16 protein-coding genes are annotated in these 14,749 nt (G+C 36.4%); 11 read left to right on the top strand and 5 right to left on the bottom strand.

The features are described 5' to 3' along the window. The first annotated feature begins 103 nt into the window (after positions 1 to 103). The 4 genes from Q0940_RS04500 to Q0940_RS04485 all read left to right on the top strand — a co-directional run bounded on the left by Q0940_RS04500 (position 104) and on the right by Q0940_RS04485 (position 3,597). On the top strand, positions 104 to 376 hold the full coding sequence (locus Q0940_RS04500; protein WP_299264608.1) for a hypothetical protein: 273 nt from the start codon (positions 104 to 106) through the stop codon (positions 374 to 376). Positions 377 to 601: 225 nt separating this feature from the next. Next, positions 602 to 1,204, top strand: a complete 603-nt coding sequence (locus Q0940_RS04495; RefSeq protein WP_299264606.1) for an ABC transporter substrate-binding protein — start codon at positions 602 to 604, stop codon at positions 1,202 to 1,204. 12 nt (positions 1,205 to 1,216) lie between these two features. Next, positions 1,217 to 2,245, top strand: coding sequence for a mechanosensitive ion channel domain-containing protein (locus Q0940_RS04490; RefSeq protein ID WP_299264605.1), 1,029 nt, complete (start codon positions 1,217 to 1,219; stop codon positions 2,243 to 2,245). Between the two features lie 17 nt (positions 2,246 to 2,262). Next, positions 2,263 to 3,597, top strand: a complete 1,335-nt coding sequence (locus Q0940_RS04485) for a magnesium transporter (RefSeq protein ID WP_299264603.1) — start codon at positions 2,263 to 2,265, stop codon at positions 3,595 to 3,597. 166 nt (positions 3,598 to 3,763) lie between these two features. Here Q0940_RS04485 and Q0940_RS04480 read toward each other — a convergent pair whose 3' ends face one another. After that, a complete protein-coding gene (locus Q0940_RS04480) occupies positions 3,764 to 5,485 on the bottom strand; it encodes a DUF4153 domain-containing protein (protein WP_299264601.1) in 1,722 nt (573 codons plus the stop codon). Between the two features lie 296 nt (positions 5,486 to 5,781). On the opposite strand from Q0940_RS04480, the gene Q0940_RS04475 reads away from it, so the two are divergent. The 4 genes from Q0940_RS04475 (at position 5,782) to Q0940_RS04460 (ending at position 9,127) form a co-directional block, all read left to right on the top strand. Next, positions 5,782 to 6,174 (top strand): CBS domain-containing protein, encoded by a 393-nt coding sequence (locus tag Q0940_RS04475; RefSeq protein ID WP_299264600.1) that lies wholly within the window; start codon positions 5,782 to 5,784, stop codon positions 6,172 to 6,174. A gap of 91 nt (positions 6,175 to 6,265) precedes the next feature. Next, complete coding sequence (locus Q0940_RS04470; RefSeq protein ID WP_299264598.1) at positions 6,266 to 6,535, top strand: DUF3297 family protein; 270 nt, start codon at positions 6,266 to 6,268, stop codon at positions 6,533 to 6,535. A gap of 386 nt (positions 6,536 to 6,921) precedes the next feature. Continuing rightward, positions 6,922 to 8,106 (top strand): YHYH protein, encoded by a 1,185-nt coding sequence (locus Q0940_RS04465; protein WP_299264596.1) that lies wholly within the window; start codon positions 6,922 to 6,924, stop codon positions 8,104 to 8,106. A 154-nt stretch (positions 8,107 to 8,260) separates the two neighbouring features. Next, positions 8,261 to 9,127, top strand: a complete 867-nt coding sequence (locus Q0940_RS04460) for a lipase family protein (protein WP_299264595.1) — start codon at positions 8,261 to 8,263, stop codon at positions 9,125 to 9,127. Between the two features lie 101 nt (positions 9,128 to 9,228). Here the strand turns inward: Q0940_RS04460 and Q0940_RS04455 are convergent, their stop codons facing one another. From Q0940_RS04455 to rimK, 4 genes are all read right to left on the bottom strand, one after another. Then, positions 9,229 to 10,119 (bottom strand): mechanosensitive ion channel domain-containing protein, encoded by an 891-nt coding sequence (locus tag Q0940_RS04455; protein WP_299264594.1) that lies wholly within the window; start codon positions 10,117 to 10,119, stop codon positions 9,229 to 9,231. A 139-nt stretch (positions 10,120 to 10,258) separates the two neighbouring features. Further along, a complete protein-coding gene (locus Q0940_RS04450; protein WP_299264592.1) occupies positions 10,259 to 10,711 on the bottom strand; it encodes a RimK/LysX family protein in 453 nt (150 codons plus the stop codon). Positions 10,712 to 10,715: 4 nt separating this feature from the next. Continuing rightward, positions 10,716 to 11,747: a succinylglutamate desuccinylase/aspartoacylase family protein gene (locus Q0940_RS04445; RefSeq protein WP_299264589.1), complete on the bottom strand. Its 1,032-nt coding sequence runs from the start codon at positions 11,745 to 11,747 to the stop codon at positions 10,716 to 10,718. A 21-nt stretch (positions 11,748 to 11,768) separates the two neighbouring features. Further along, on the bottom strand, positions 11,769 to 12,686 hold the full coding sequence (rimK, locus tag Q0940_RS04440) for a 30S ribosomal protein S6--L-glutamate ligase (RefSeq protein WP_299264585.1): 918 nt from the start codon (positions 12,684 to 12,686) through the stop codon (positions 11,769 to 11,771). Between the two features lie 204 nt (positions 12,687 to 12,890). On the opposite strand from rimK, the gene Q0940_RS04435 reads away from it, so the two are divergent. The 3 genes from Q0940_RS04435 (at position 12,891) to Q0940_RS04425 (ending at position 14,731) form a co-directional block, all read left to right on the top strand. Beyond that, entirely contained in the window at positions 12,891 to 13,751 is an 861-nt protein-coding gene (locus Q0940_RS04435) for a LysR family transcriptional regulator (RefSeq protein ID WP_299264582.1), read from the top strand. 9 nt (positions 13,752 to 13,760) lie between these two features. Beyond that, positions 13,761 to 14,282, top strand: a complete 522-nt coding sequence (locus Q0940_RS04430; protein WP_299264579.1) for a hypothetical protein — start codon at positions 13,761 to 13,763, stop codon at positions 14,280 to 14,282. Between the two features lie 98 nt (positions 14,283 to 14,380). Then, on the top strand, positions 14,381 to 14,731 hold the full coding sequence (locus tag Q0940_RS04425) for a hypothetical protein (RefSeq protein WP_299264576.1): 351 nt from the start codon (positions 14,381 to 14,383) through the stop codon (positions 14,729 to 14,731). Positions 14,732 to 14,749: the final 18 nt, after the last annotated feature.

Genomic DNA, 14,749 nt, shown 5'->3' with positions numbered 1-14,749 from the left:
AAAAATATTAGTTTTCCAAATCGTAAAAACAACACTAATTTAGCGGCACTTCTTTTAGTGAATAAAATGTTTTTAAGAACAAACTTTTTTGGAGAATTAAATAATGAAAAAAGTAATTGGTTTAGCTTTGTTAGTTAGCAACTTAGTGTTTAGCAATCTGGTTTTTGCTAACGACGAAGTTGAAAGTCCGGATCCTGAGTTCGTTAGAGATACTTACGAATATTGTCTCAACATTCAAGATCCTGAAGCAATAGATAAAAAAACCTTGTTAGCTTGTGTAAACAGTGAAATGGATTATTACGAATACGCTAAATTTACCAGTGTAGAGAAAATAATTGAGTACATTGCATCGGTAGTTGATGAAGAAGAAATGTAATCGAACGTATTAAAACCTAAGGTAAAATACCATTAGGTTTGCAACAAAAAAACCAATAACATTTGTTATTGGTTTTTTATTTTGAGAAAAAAAATAATAGGTTAACGACATACATTAGCTACTAATGTTAAGTTAACAAACGCAAACGTGAAGTTTGTACTTGGGCAAAAGTGATAAATGTTTATCGTCAGCCCACAAGTAAGAAAATTACAGGCATTATTAACAATGAAATTTATTAAATCAGTTATTTGTTTTATCTCTTTAACTGCGTTATTAACCGGAACTGCTATGGCAGAAACCGTTGATAAAGTAGCGGGTCAGTTGTTTAAAACCGTTGAGGTTGAACTCACTAGTTTAAAACAACAAAACAATTTAACGGTTCAATCTACTAAACAACTTGTTGAAAAAGAGTTGTTGGTAAATATTGACGAAAAGTTTTTTGCTTACAAAGTGTTAGGTAAACATTTGGTTAAGTTGACGCCAGAGCAAAAAACCGAATTTGTCAGTGTATTAAAAGATACTTTGGTAGCCAATTACGCCAGTAGTTTAGTAAATTATAATAATGAAAAAATTGTTTTAGCGTCATCGATAATGACCAATTCGAATAAAGGTGCCAGTATTACTATGAAGTTGGTAGGGGAGAATAAAACAACCCAGCTGACAACCAAGTGGCGCTTTTCTGATGTGGAAGATAAGTGGTTAATGTACGATTTTGTTATTGAGGGTATTAGTTTGTTGCAGTCAAAACAAAAAGAACTTGCTAAGGTATTAGCCACATCGGGTCCTGAAGCCACGCTTGAATTACTTAAAAGTAAAATTAAAAAATAATAAGGCAGTCAATTGATTACATTTATGCAAAGCCATTTAGCTATCACCATAATGTTGATCCTAACGTCGTGGTTTTTAAAATACTTTATTTTTCAACTGATCAAAAAAAGAGCCATAGAAAAAGGCGACGATAAACGTTATTTGATCAATCACTTAAAAAACTTAATTAACGTTTTAGTGGTTGTTTTACTGTTTGCCATTTGGCATGAAGAAATTCAAGGTTTTGCATTTTCCATTGCGGCTTTTGTAGTGGCAATTATTTTAGTAACTCGTGAAATAATTCAATGTTTCATTGGCTTTGTTTATATCTCTAGTTCTAGACCATTTAGAATTGGTGACTGGATCCAAGTTGGACACCATGCCGGTGAAGTTACTGCGACAGACATGGCGAAAACCACCTTGTTGGAAGTTGATTTAGTTACTTATTCTTATACTGGGAAAAGTGTGTTTATTCCCAATTTACAATTAATTAACTTACCAATTACTAACTTAAATTACATGAAACGCTATGTGAATCACTCTTTCTTTTATATTAGAGAAAGTTTGACCATTAATCCGTATGCGCTAAAAAGCACTTTGATGAAACAAGCCCAAAAGTATTGCGCTGAATTTAAAGACGTTGCTGAACGTTATAGCTCTATGATTGAAAATAGACTCGACATAAAAATTACCGGACCTGAACCAACCGTCTCTTTTGAGTCCACTGAGTTAGGTAAAACTAAGGTGGTATTTAGTATTTTTTGTCCAACAGAGCAAGCAACTTTAATTGAGCAGCAAATGCTGGAAGAGTGCATAAGGCTCTTTTTACTTGAAGAAAAGAAACAATTAGATAAAAAACAGTTAGCTGGTACGAGTTCAGAAAGTAAATCGTTAGAGAATAAGACAGCAGCCAGTACTGCAACGGCGAAACCGAGAGCGAAACCACGCGCTAAGCCAAGTACAAAGCCAAGCGCAAAGGCAGACTCAACCGGTACGAAAACAACAACTAAAGCCGTTGTAAAAACAAAGGCAGCAGTTAAAAGTGAGCAAAACAAAACGTAATTTTTTAAGGTAGTCACATGGAACATCAAACAATACCATCACTAGACTTTGTCAGTATCTTAGCTGACGATTTGGTTGTGCTACCGGCTGAAACTGAAAGTTACACACCTAATAAATGGGCATTGATCTTAGAAGGGTTAACCAATGCTCAGCGTTTAAAATTGTGGCCGTTAATTGATCAGTCGTTAGAGGGCGCTATTTTATATGAAATGCGTGACGACGCTCGTCAACAGTTACTTTCAGTATTAACCTCAGAAGAATTAGAAGACGCCGTTAAGTCGAGCTCTGACAACGAAGTGGTGGAGATTTTAACTGCGTTACCGCAAAAGTTGGTTGCCAAGTTAATCAACAAGCTATCACCTCAATCGCAATCAAATGTTGAATCTTCGCTAAGTTATGACGAGGAACAAGTTGGTCGCTATGCTGATTCAGACGTTTATACCGTTAAACATAACACCTCAATTGAAGATGTATTAGACGAAATACGCCAAAGTGATTTAACAGATTATTCTGGTAACTACATAGTGTTAGATGACGAATTTCATTACGTAGGTGAGGTCTCAATAAACGATTTGTTAAACGCTGAAGGCGCAACGTTAGTCCAAGCGATTGCAGAAAAAAGCGATGACAATATCTTAGATACACTTTCATTAATGGAAGCGTCAAACCTGATTAAAAACAGCAACCGCCCAACCTTACCGATATTAACGGAAACGGGTAAGTTTGTTGGTGAGTTCTCAATGGGTGACGCCTTATCTATTTTCCAACATCATTACGAAGCCCAAGTTGCTCACATGGGTAAAGTAAGTGATGAAGATTTATTTGCACCAATATTTACCAGTGCTAGACGTCGTGCTTTATGGTTAGGTATTAACTTAATTACTGCCTTTTTAGCGTCAGCAGTCATTGGGATTTTCGACAAGGTATTAATTGAAGTTGTGGCGTTAGCGGTATTAATGCCAATTGTTGCAAGTATGGGCGGTATAACAGGTAGTCAAACCTTAACCCTGACCATTCGCGGACTTGCAACCGGACAGCTAAATACAGCTAATTACAGAGCATTGCGTGATAAAGAGCTAAGTGTTGCTGCGGTAAACGCGGTTGTTTGGGCTGTTATTGTTGCAGCCATGACTATATTTTGGTTCGACAACTATTTGTTATCGGTCATTTTAAGCGTGGCTATGGTGGTGAATATGTTAGTGGCAGCTTTGTCTGGCATTATCATTCCAATGGTGCTTGATAAAAATGGCATAGACCCAGCCCTCGCAGGCTCCGTTATTTTAACAACCGTTACAGACGTAGTGGGTTTCTTTGTATTCTTAGGGAGCGCGACGATTATATTTATGCATTAACATGTATTTTATGAATTAGTTTTATTAGGGAATTAATAATGCCTTTTGACTGATGGCTAAAAGAACGGCTTTAGCTTTGATTTTCCTCTACCGCTTTCAGTTCTAAGAGCTAAGACTTTTAACCTCTAGCTCAATATCAAAATCTTGAGCTAGAAGGTCATAACACTTAGTGAATTGGTTTTCTAAATAAGACGTTACCTATTTTTAAGTCGTTCCATTGTGGTGTGACGGCTTCAACTTTATTTTTCAATAAATCAGTTTCCATCTTGGAGGGGATGTCAAAGCCGCGGGTATTATCCATGTATTTATATTCCCACTGCTCATTGTTTAATTGGAACAGATACGCTGAGTAGTAATTATCTTCTTCTGATATAAACACAAAGTTTAATTCGCCGTCATTGTTTAAGTCTTTAGCGAGAACGTAATGATTTATTTTACGCCCAGCCCGATAGAGTCCTATTTCCTTGTCATAGATAGCTTGGATTAAGTCCTCAGGGAAATGACTTTGCTCTGGCCAGTATGTAAGGGATTGCTTAAATACGTCAATACTCACTATTTCAGTTTCTGTATCGTCATATTTGTAGTTCACATATAGTCCATCAAGAAGTTCTACTTTTTCAGGTGCGTTTAGCTGTAGTTCAGGTCTAATTTCTTGTAAAGCCAAATAGCCTTGTCTGCCCAAAGAGTTTGCAAAGTAGTGATAACTAAAATCTTGATATGCTGTTGTTCCATCTTGCAAGCGAGTTATTTGATTATTGGCGGTTAAACTCTGAAAGCTTAATAACGGTGAGTTAACCAGTAACATAAAGAACATCACAACAAGACCCATGACGACATTTACTTTACTTACGATTTCTAGCCATGCGCCTCGTTTTTTAATAATGCCAAATAAGTAACTAACTGAGAAACATGCTAATAAAAAGCATACTAATACAGCCCAGCAGCGTGAAACGGTTAATCCATATTGGTCGATGCGAGACCAAATACCATAAAACGAAATAATGCTATAAAGCGGTAATAACGCCACACTAATAATAATGATTTTATTTAATGCTGGGTGATAAATACGTTCTTTGATATTTCCTTGGTAAACCGCATTCACAAAAAACAAGGTTAACGCTTGTAACCAAAGTGCTAGTGAACTGCCTTTTCCTGTTTCCCAAAGTGTGTCTAAACCGGTAAATATGAGTGTTGTTAAAAAGCCTAACGAAATAATACTCAGCGCAGGTAACAAAAACTTTATAAGTGTTTTAAGTATGGTTGCTATGCTGTCAGCGGTAGCTGTAATGTTTCTAAAAATGATAATAGCAAAGCCAAAAGCAAGATTTAGTACAGGTATTACAAACCAATTTTTATCTAATAATTGAGTAAAGAAATGTATGCCTAAAATTGAAAATAACTCAGCTCCTAAATTTAGAATGCCCCAAAAAACTAAGACAAATAAACAGCATTCAGCAAAAATAATAAAATTTTGCCAAGACAGTTTGAACAAAGATTGGAAGTTCGCTTTCTCTCCAATAAGGCGTAATTGTATATACATTAATGCTTTAAAAGACGCGATTAAAATTGTGAAGATAAAGACAATTACAGCGGTGTCATTATTGATAAGTTTAAGAGGGAGTTGTTGTAGACCAATGTAAGCGCCCAATAGTGATAACACTAAGCTAAAAGGTAATAGGTATTTGAAACAACCTATAACCTTCTGTTTTGTAATACAAAGTAAAGTTAAGAAAGGGAAGCTAATGATGAAAGTCATCAATGAAATAAACCAAATAGGGTTACTACTAGGCCAGGATTGAGATTCCGAGCTTTGATATAAAAGTGTTAATAAAATACCTTGAATGAGAGATATGATAATAATGAGTGGTTTAGGTAATTGATTGTCCATAATGACTTTTTACTTACTTCTCTAATAGTTAGCCTGATAGTTAGTCCAATATGGGAAAGTATCACTTAGATGTTTTTGCTACAAGTTTTTCAATGTTGAGTTGCCTGCTCTCCAATTTCGCTGTTAAACAAAAGGTGAGTTTTATCTTTTTTTGATTTAACAATAAGTAATCTACTCCCTTTATGGAGTATGTAGTTTTGTCTCTATTTAATTGAAGTCACCAATAAGTGGTGCTAATTTACATCAATATAAGCTTTAAGTTTTTCAGGGAAGTATCTGTGAATATTAAAAAAATAATGACGTCACCAGCTTTAACAGTAAGTCTTGATGATGATTTGTCTGTTGTGAATGAGATCTTTGCGAATGCTAAATTTCATCACTTGTTAGTTGTTGAAAAGAATAAATTATTTGGTGTGGTATCCGACCGAGATTTATTAAAGGCGGTGAGTCCTAAAATAGGCACTGCGGCTGCAAAGTTGACGGACACAGCGACGTTGAATAAGAAAGTGCATCAAATCATGACTAGAAAACCGATATGTCTGCAGCAAGATAATACTGTGCACGATGCGGTAAATTTATTTCTAGAGAATAATATATCCTGTATACCTGTGGTAGATAGTAGCTTCTGTCCAGTTGGCATTGTGAGCTGGCGAGATATTCTTAAAGCAATTAAAAAACCAAAGGGTTAATTTTTGCTAACGAAATTCTAAATTCAGCAGTTCTTGAGCGGCGCTGTTATATTGTCTACAATAGAGCACTTCTTTATATTAGGTCACGAACATGAACGACAGCACATCTGAATCAACAGCACCTGAATCTAAACCAGATTTACCCGATCGCCTTTCTATTAATCCACGTAGCCCACATCATGTGAAAGCAGTTTTTGAACACAATATTGGTATTAAAATTAATGGCAAAGAACGTTTTGATGTTGAAGAGTATTGCATCAGCGAAGGTTGGATAAAAGTAGCGTCAGCAAAAGCGCTAGACCGTCGCGGTCAACCTTTGTTGATCACAATGAAAGGAACGGTTGAAGCTTTCTACAGCTAAGATATTTTACATACATGCACCCAATCTAATTATTGTTTATTTAGATTGGGTGCATGAGTAATTTTACTTATTACTTAACCCCAAGATCAGTCCAAGAATAAAATTTCCTTCTAAATATCCAGCTAAAAAAAATCCAAGTTCAACGAACTATTCACTAAATAATCAGTCTCTGTAATACATAAATAAAAAATTCGCGATATTTATTTGATCTACAATTGCTGGATGCAGGAGAGGTCGAGCGACGAAAGAAGCCAAAGCCGAGATTAATTATATCGAGACAAATTCAGCTTATTATTACATCTCTAAGATAGCTCGTGTATTGAACAAATTTTTATGACAGACTTGTATGAGATAGCGGAACAAAAACAACTTTAGGAAACAAATATATGAAATTCCTGAACAAAAAAACTTACTTTCTAATTGCCGTATTAATTTTGGCAATTATACCTTTCAGTGAAGCTTTGGCAGACGTTAATGTTAAGTACATCAGCAAAGATGCTTTAGTTAAAGCTCCAGAACTTGTTAAATGTACGCTAGAATATGGTACATCAGCAACTTGTGCTCGCTTGGTCGTTAAATACCAACCTGACAATTTGCAAACAGGGCCTTTTTGTCCAAGTACATTAAAAGACTCAGGTGGAATTTGGCAGTGGGATGGAGATAATCCAGGTCTGTACAAAATTGATGAAACCTTCTTAAAAATGATCAACGGCCAAGGTTATACTTTTTATGATGCTGATGGTTCCGTTCATATCACGGATGTTAGGACAACTAGACCTGAAGACAAAAACTCTTGTTTAGCAGCGTCACTAGATAAGACTGTTGAGATGACAATTTTGTTGCCAATCAATCCTGTTAAAGCTGATAAGCCAACAAGTTTAGGTACTGTCGCTAAGGTGGGCTTGGCGTTAGATGGTGTGCCGATATTTGCAGATGCTCCATCAGTATTAGATACCGGTCATATGCCAGCATTGGACTCTTGTGGTGGGCATGTAGATCCAGGAGGTTGGTACCATTGGCATGCAACAGCAACAGATGTTAATACCGTATTTAAAAATGAGGGCGTTAAGGTAAGTTGTCAGATAGAGCAAAAAGCAAGTGCGATCTTTGCGTATGCGTTTGACGGTTATCCAATGTACGGGCATCTTGATAACAACGGCAAGGTTCCAACAGACTTAGATAAGTGTAATGGACATATAAGTTCAACATTGGAAAACCCTGATGGTGGTTATCATTACCACGCTTCAAATAAATTCCCTAACCTTCCTAGTTGTTTACGTGGTGTGGTGGCACAAGATAATTTTTCCACTAATGCAAAACAAGGTATTGGAGCTGAAGGCGGACCAAGAGGGAGAGGTCCTGGTCATGCTGGTAATTCAGGAGCTCCACCACCAGAGTTCAGTATTGCAGCTAAGAGCCTTGGTGTTTCAGTGGATGATTTAGTCAGTGCAATTATGAATAATGGCGGGAGACAGCTTAATACAACAGCTGCGGCTCTAGAATTAGGCGTAACCGAAATAGCACTTAAAACAGCTTTGAAATCTGCATTTCCGAAACCTAAAAGAAAATAGTTTATTCATTCAAATAAGAAGTGAGAAACAAAGTATCGGTTTCTCACTACAATCCTCAATAAATTCCGTTTTAGCTGATTAATTACTATTCGTCATAGACGTTCTTTAGTATTCTCAGTTATATAATTTTCAATTACGGTTATCGATTTAAATTATGTTTAAAACACTTCCAATTTTGGCTTCTCTGTTATTAGCGCCATTTCAGTTGTTGTCTGCACAGCACGACTTCACAGAAATTGATGTTAAGGCGAAACTCGCTGCCGTTGCTTATTCAAATGCCGATGTTATTAAAAGCGCATTAGAAAATCAAAGTCAGGTGCTTGTACATCAATCTACGATTGAAGAAAACCAAGTAAGCTACTTTTTAACTGAATATAACGGCGTACAAACCATAGTAATACGCGGTACGGCTAATGAAGCAAATGTTATGGTGGACTTAGATCTGGAATTGAAACCAGACACTCAGCTTAATATAAAGTTACACCAAGGTTTTGCTTCTGGTGCGAGAGCTATTTTAAACGAAGTGAAACCTTATCTAAAAGCTGACCAACCTGTTCATTTAACTGGTCATAGCTTAGGTGGTGCAATTGCAGTTGTGTTGGGAATGTATTTAGAGAAAAGTGATTTTAACGTGACGCAAATAATTACTTTTGGTCAGCCTAAAGTTACCAATGTTGGTGGTGCTGATCTGTTTACTGATTTACCTTTAATTCGTGTTGTAACACCTGACGATATTGTGCCTTTAGTTCCGCCAATTAGTCCTTTGCAAATAAGAGATTTAGATATTTATTGGCACATGGGGGTTGGCGTGATTTTGGATGGCAACGGCAAGTATTCTGAAGTTAGTGGCGTAAAAAGTGCACTAAGAGCTACTAAATTTACCTCGTCAGTACCAGGCCAGAAAAATATTAATGCACATATGATGACGGAATATATTCGTTTAATAGAGCAACTTAAAATATCTGCACAAGAGATACCTTATGAAACCGGCATTAGCTTGTTCGGACTTTCTATTAATTAATCCGTTTTAAGGGCTCGTTGCATTACATATATTTAAACTGTGATGTACAGCAAGTCTCATTAATTTATTCGTAGTATCAAAAAACACTAAGGTTAAAAGCCTTAGTGTTTTTTTGTTAGAACTGCTTTTCTAGGTTCTCGTTTTAAAATAAGTGAACCGTCGACGTGTACGTCTCTTTGTGGGTAAGAGATAACAATTCCGTGTTGGTTAAATAGTTCATCAATCTCAAAGCGGATGTTACTACGCATAACTCTTAATCCACCTTCTACGGTAGAATTAATCCAAAAATTAACTTCAAACATTAATGAATTGTCACCAAAGTCATCAAAGATCACACTAGGTGCTGGATCTTTTAACACTTCAACTTGTGCATTTGTAGCTTGTAATAATAGCTCAGCAACTTTTTTTGCTGGTGAGCCGTAAGCGACACCAACACGCACCGAGGTTCTCATTAATTTGTCGACTAAGGTCCAATTTATAACGGTGTTTTCTAATAATTTACTGTTTGGAATTAGCATATGAACACCATCGACTCGACGGAAACGAGTAGAGCGTGTATTTATCTCTTCTACTATACCTTTGGCATTTTCAACTTCTAGAAAGTCACCAATACGTATTGGGCGTTCCCACATTAATATCCAACCGCTAATAAAGTTGTTTATTATGTTTTGAGCACCAAAACCAAAACCGATAGCAATGGCGCCAGATAAAAAGGCAAAGGCGGCGATAGGAATGTTGATCAGATCTAATGTGGTGATGAGTATGATAGTAATGGCTAATACATACATTAGTCGTTGAGTTAAATGAATTAAGTTAGGATCTTTACTTTTACTGGTGAGTTTTTTGGTAACAAATCTAACCAAGGCTTTGGTAAGCCAAAATCCAACGAGTAAAACAATAGGGATCAATAAGATATTGCCTAATGAAACAGGTTGTCCGGAGATAATGAAAAGGGTTTCATTTAATATATTTCTAATATTTTCTAAATTCATATTATTCCTTAAGCATACTTTTTACTGATTGCTTATTTCAGGGGATTTATTACACATGACTTTTCATGTTCAGCTATAGATATAGGCTACTTATAAAGAAAATCCCAATTGCTAAAGTGCAATTGGGATTAATGGTATTTTAGTTTTCTGAGATACAAAAAACTTCATCAGGGTCAACCAAGTATCTTGCCCCAATCGCTTCACGGCCAAACAACATAAGATAGTTCATGTCTGAACGGTCGGTAAGCGTGATCTCAACAAGCCAAGTGTCTTCACCGAGAGTGAGAGGTGTTTCAATAACGTAGCGCATTTCAGCTGTGCCGTTAGACGATTTTATGTTTCTAATATCGCTAAGACGAGCTGTACATGTCACTTGTTTATCAACATTATGAATATCTGGGTGAATGTCGAACTTAACGTGCGGCTTCCCTTTGATTTTTATTTTTTCAATGTTGTCTACATGCAATGACGACGTTTTAGCGCCAGTATCTACCTTTACTTGCATACTTGTTATGCCAAGTTCTGGTAATGATACTGACTCTAGTCGACCAATAATTTTTTTAACATTTATGTTGCTAGATTCGGCCGTCATTTTTCTATCCTCTTAATAAACCTTCATCTTCAGGCAATAACAACTCATTGGCTGTTTCAATTTGCTCTGCGATGTCTTCGTGATCTTCTTCAAAGCTAGCAATATGGAACATCGCTTCACCTTCTTGTGCCAAAGGTATGTTTTGTTTACCAATAACAATACCACCACGAGTAGCAAGCACTTCACCTAATATGTCACCAAAAGGGCCACATATTTTAGCCAGTAGTTGGTTCTTCTGTACATGATCGCCAAGGGCAACTAAGTTGCTTACGATGCCGCTTGCATTGGCTCGAGTCCAACTGCTGTTATTCGCGATAAAAGGTTCAACTTTACGTTTTTTAGCCGTTTGCTTACGGATCATTTTTAAATGTTGTAATACATTCAATATGCCCTTAAGACCGGCTCGAATTGATAATTCATCAAAACGTAATGCTTCACCAGCTTCGTATAACAATACTTTGGTGCCACTGGCAAAAGCCGATTCTCTTAAAGAACCTTCTAATACTTCAGAATTCAAAACCACACTTACACCAAATACTTCTGCCAACTCTTTTACTTCCACGTCTGACAAGTCAGCTCTAATTTGTGGCAAGTTAGAGCGATGAATCGCACCTGTGTGTAAATCAATACCAAAGTCACAATGTTTAATGATCTCTGTCATAAATATATGTGCCACACGTCCAGCTAAAGAACCTTTAGCTGAACCTGGAAAACTACGATTTAAGTCGCGTCTGTCAGGCATATATCGGCTTTGTGTAACAACGCCATATACATTAACCATAGGAACTACGATTAATGTTCCGCAGGTAACTTTAAAGTTCTTTTGGCTTATTAGACGACGAATGATCTCAATACCATTAAGTTCATCGCCGTGAACCGCTGCACTTACAAAAACAACAGGTCCTTCTTTTTTACTTCTAAAAATATGCACAGGTAAAGATACTGGAGCATTGGTGTATAACTTTGAAACCTGTAATTCTATTTGGCGAGACTCGCCTGGGGCGATTTCAAACTCGCCAATTTTAATATTTTCCATCTTATAATCCTAAACTTTATCTTAGCCTTGGCCTTTCGTTTTATTAACACTTGAAGCTGGTGTCGTTGCTATGCTCTTTTCAATATATTGAATAACCATTTTAGCAACATCTTTACCCGTTGCAGTCTCAATACCTTCAAGACCTGGGGAAGAGTTAACTTCCATTACCATAGGACCATTTTGTGATTGTAATAAATCAACACCACAAACACCAAGCCCCATGATTTTAGCAGCGTTTACTGCTGTTTCACGCTCCGCTTTAGTTAACTTAACAACTTCAGCTGAGCCACCGCGGTGAAGGTTTGAACGGAATTCGCCTTCCGCACCTTGACGTTTCATTGCTGCCACAACACGTCCGCCAACTACCAAACAACGAATGTCAGCACCGCCAGCTTCTTTTACAAATTCTTGTACTAAGATGTTGGCTTTTAGACCCATAAAGGCTTCAATGATTGCTTCTGCTGCTTTTGCCGTATCCGCTAATACAACGCCAATACCTTGTGTGCCTTCCAGTAATTTAATCACAACTGGTGCGCCACCAACGTTTTTGATTAAATCTTTAATTTTATCTGGTTTGCTAGCAAATCCAGTTCTTGGTAGACCAACACCTTTACGAGACAATAATTGTAAAGAACGTAATTTGTCACGTGAGCGGCTTATCGCAACAGATTCGTTAACGTTAAACGTGCCCATCATTTCAAACTGTCTTGCTACGGCAGTACCATAAAAAGTAATAGACGCACCAATACGTGGAATTATCGCATCGTATTTTGGCAGCTCTTTCCCGTGGTATCTAACAGTAGGGTTGCTACTTGTTATGTCCATGTAGCAAAGCAAAGTATCAATAATGTCTACTTCGTGGCCTAAAGCTTCAGCTGCTTCTTTTAATCTTCTAGTTGAATATAGGTTTTTGTTGCGTGATAAAATTGCGATTTTCATAGTTATTCCAATACGTTTAATTAATTATTTAATTTGATGAGTTAAGGATAGCTATAATTACTTAATTAATATAATTTATTATTTCTATCGGTTTGATAAAAAATATTGATTAACCTTTTACTTATAATAGTTATGAAAAAAAGGTCTAATACACAACACCTGTAAAGCCAATGCAGTGCTACATATATAAGTGACTAAATATAAATGAATACTCAATTGTTAAGAACTTTTCTGGAGGTAAGTGAAACCCTTCACTTTAGAATTGCTGGGGAAAACCTTGGTTTGTCACAGGCTGCTGTTAGTTCGCGTATAAAACAATTGGAAATAGAGTTATCTGCTTCTTTATTTGACCGAACCCACAAACAATTAAAGTTAACACCAGAAGGGCATCGGCTAATAGAGCATGCCAATGACATTTTAGATATGTGGCAAAAAACCAAACAAGATATTGGCATGTCGCGTCATCAATCTAGCCAATTGGTTATTGGCGCTATGATGTCTATTTGGGATATTGCCTTACATTCTTGGATGCAAAAAATTCATCGTAATATTGATGATGTGGGTTTGTTTACTCGGATTTATAATCCGTTAGAATTACGTAGTGATATTTTAAATAGAAAAGCCGACATTGGATTTTTGTTTGAACCGCCATCAGTCGATTTAATTAAAACTCGAAAAGTCGCCTCAATCCCTTTGCACTTAGTGACTACCTCAAAATTGGCCACAACTAGCCACAAGTATCCAAATTTAGTTAAAGTTGATTACGGTGAGTCGATTAATGATAGTTATCGAATATTTTTAGGTGAGCAGCATCAAGCTAAACATTATATGAGTCAGCCAAAAATTGCCTTGGATTATATTTTGGAAGCGGGTGGAACTGCTTATTTGCCTAAACCTATGACTTTTCAGTTAACTCAACAAAAACAATTGTTTGAGGTTGAGGATGCTCCGGTTTTTCATCAGGATATTAGTGCTATTTATTTAGCAAAAGGGCAGAAGCTTGAGCTGATAGAGCAGGCGTTAGATTTATTTCCAGAAGTTAAATCTTACCCAACACACCTTTGAATTAGAAATATGAAACTAAATAAACAGCAGTTGCTAAATACCTTATTAGAAGAAATAGACAAATCATTAAGCATTGCAACCAGTGCTGCTAATGATGCAAAAGATTTAGCAACCCATGAGCAAAGTAAACCAGAAACGCAATACGATACAGTAGGACTGGAAGCCTCTTATTTAGCTCATGGACAAAGTCAGCGTGTGGCTGAATTAAAACTCGCTTTATTGCAATGGAAAAAGTTAACCGGTGTGATCATAACGTCAGAGAAGCCAATTGAATTTGGCAGTTTAATTCAATTAAAAAATGACAGTGATGATAACTCTAGCTCTAAAACCAAGGTAAACAATAATGGATCTTGGTTTTTACTCGGTCCTGCCATGGGCGGTTTAAAGCTAAAACAAAACGGTCATTTAATTACCGTGATCACAGATTCATCGCCATTAGGTAAACTTGTTATTGGTAAATATTTAGATGATGAAATAACACTAACCTTACGTGGGAAAAAAATAGATTATGAAATTGTGGCAATAGCCTAGTTACTTTGTTAAAACTAGGCTCTGAAAAAAACTATGGATAGATGGATGCTCGAGCACCAATATCTTATTGTTTTAATGTAATTAATTTAGGTATGTATATGAATAAAGAACTTGCTGCACGATTTGTCACTAATATTTTAACGCTCACTACGGTGTTTTTTTCTATTGGGCTGATTTCATCTAGTATCCAACTGAATATTCAAAATATTTTCCCGTATTTAACTTCCTCCATAGTAGGGACAGGAGTTGGGATTGTATATTTTCAATTTATCGGCTTTAAATTTACCAAGTTTCAATTTATATCTTGTATTGTTCCGACCGTCTTGTTTAGCTTTATAGTTATGAAATCTGGCTTACACCATAATTGGCTAGTCCATGACTTAACCGCCATAATTTCTTTTATGTTAGCCGTACTTGATTCATTAGAGAGTAAACGTAAGTTATTTTAAAAAGGCTCAATGAGCCTT

The organism is uncultured Psychrosphaera sp. (assembly GCF_947500655.1).
Taxonomy (GTDB): domain Bacteria; phylum Pseudomonadota; class Gammaproteobacteria; order Enterobacterales; family Alteromonadaceae; genus Psychrosphaera.
Note: the sequence above shows the minus strand (reverse complement) of the source record. Positions and strands in the feature narration are given on the sequence as shown.

What these genes read in the sequence shown, in the direction of transcription:
- Q0940_RS04430 (WP_299264579.1), top strand. Translation starts at nt 13,761, where the DNA reads ATGAAACTAAATAAACAGCAGTTGCTAAATACCTTATTAGAAGAAATA.
- Q0940_RS04425 (WP_299264576.1), top strand. Translation starts at nt 14,381, where the DNA reads ATGAATAAAGAACTTGCTGCACGATTTGTCACTAATATTTTAACGCTC.
- Q0940_RS04485 (WP_299264603.1), top strand. Translation starts at nt 2,263, where the DNA reads ATGGAACATCAAACAATACCATCACTAGACTTTGTCAGTATCTTAGCT.
- rimK (WP_299264585.1), bottom strand. Translation starts at nt 12,686, where the DNA reads ATGAAAATCGCAATTTTATCACGCAACAAAAACCTATATTCAACTAGA.
- Q0940_RS04435 (WP_299264582.1), top strand. Translation starts at nt 12,891, where the DNA reads ATGAATACTCAATTGTTAAGAACTTTTCTGGAGGTAAGTGAAACCCTT.
- Q0940_RS04500 (WP_299264608.1), top strand. Translation starts at nt 104, where the DNA reads ATGAAAAAAGTAATTGGTTTAGCTTTGTTAGTTAGCAACTTAGTGTTT.
- Q0940_RS04445 (WP_299264589.1), bottom strand. Translation starts at nt 11,747, where the DNA reads ATGGAAAATATTAAAATTGGCGAGTTTGAAATCGCCCCAGGCGAGTCT.
- Q0940_RS04480 (WP_299264601.1), bottom strand. Translation starts at nt 5,485, where the DNA reads ATGGACAATCAATTACCTAAACCACTCATTATTATCATATCTCTCATT.
- Q0940_RS04470 (WP_299264598.1), top strand. Translation starts at nt 6,266, where the DNA reads ATGAACGACAGCACATCTGAATCAACAGCACCTGAATCTAAACCAGAT.
- Q0940_RS04465 (WP_299264596.1), top strand. Translation starts at nt 6,922, where the DNA reads ATGAAATTCCTGAACAAAAAAACTTACTTTCTAATTGCCGTATTAATT.
- Q0940_RS04495 (WP_299264606.1), top strand. Translation starts at nt 602, where the DNA reads ATGAAATTTATTAAATCAGTTATTTGTTTTATCTCTTTAACTGCGTTA.
- Q0940_RS04460 (WP_299264595.1), top strand. Translation starts at nt 8,261, where the DNA reads ATGTTTAAAACACTTCCAATTTTGGCTTCTCTGTTATTAGCGCCATTT.
- Q0940_RS04455 (WP_299264594.1), bottom strand. Translation starts at nt 10,119, where the DNA reads ATGAATTTAGAAAATATTAGAAATATATTAAATGAAACCCTTTTCATT.
- Q0940_RS04475 (WP_299264600.1), top strand. Translation starts at nt 5,782, where the DNA reads ATGACGTCACCAGCTTTAACAGTAAGTCTTGATGATGATTTGTCTGTT.
- Q0940_RS04450 (WP_299264592.1), bottom strand. Translation starts at nt 10,711, where the DNA reads ATGACGGCCGAATCTAGCAACATAAATGTTAAAAAAATTATTGGTCGA.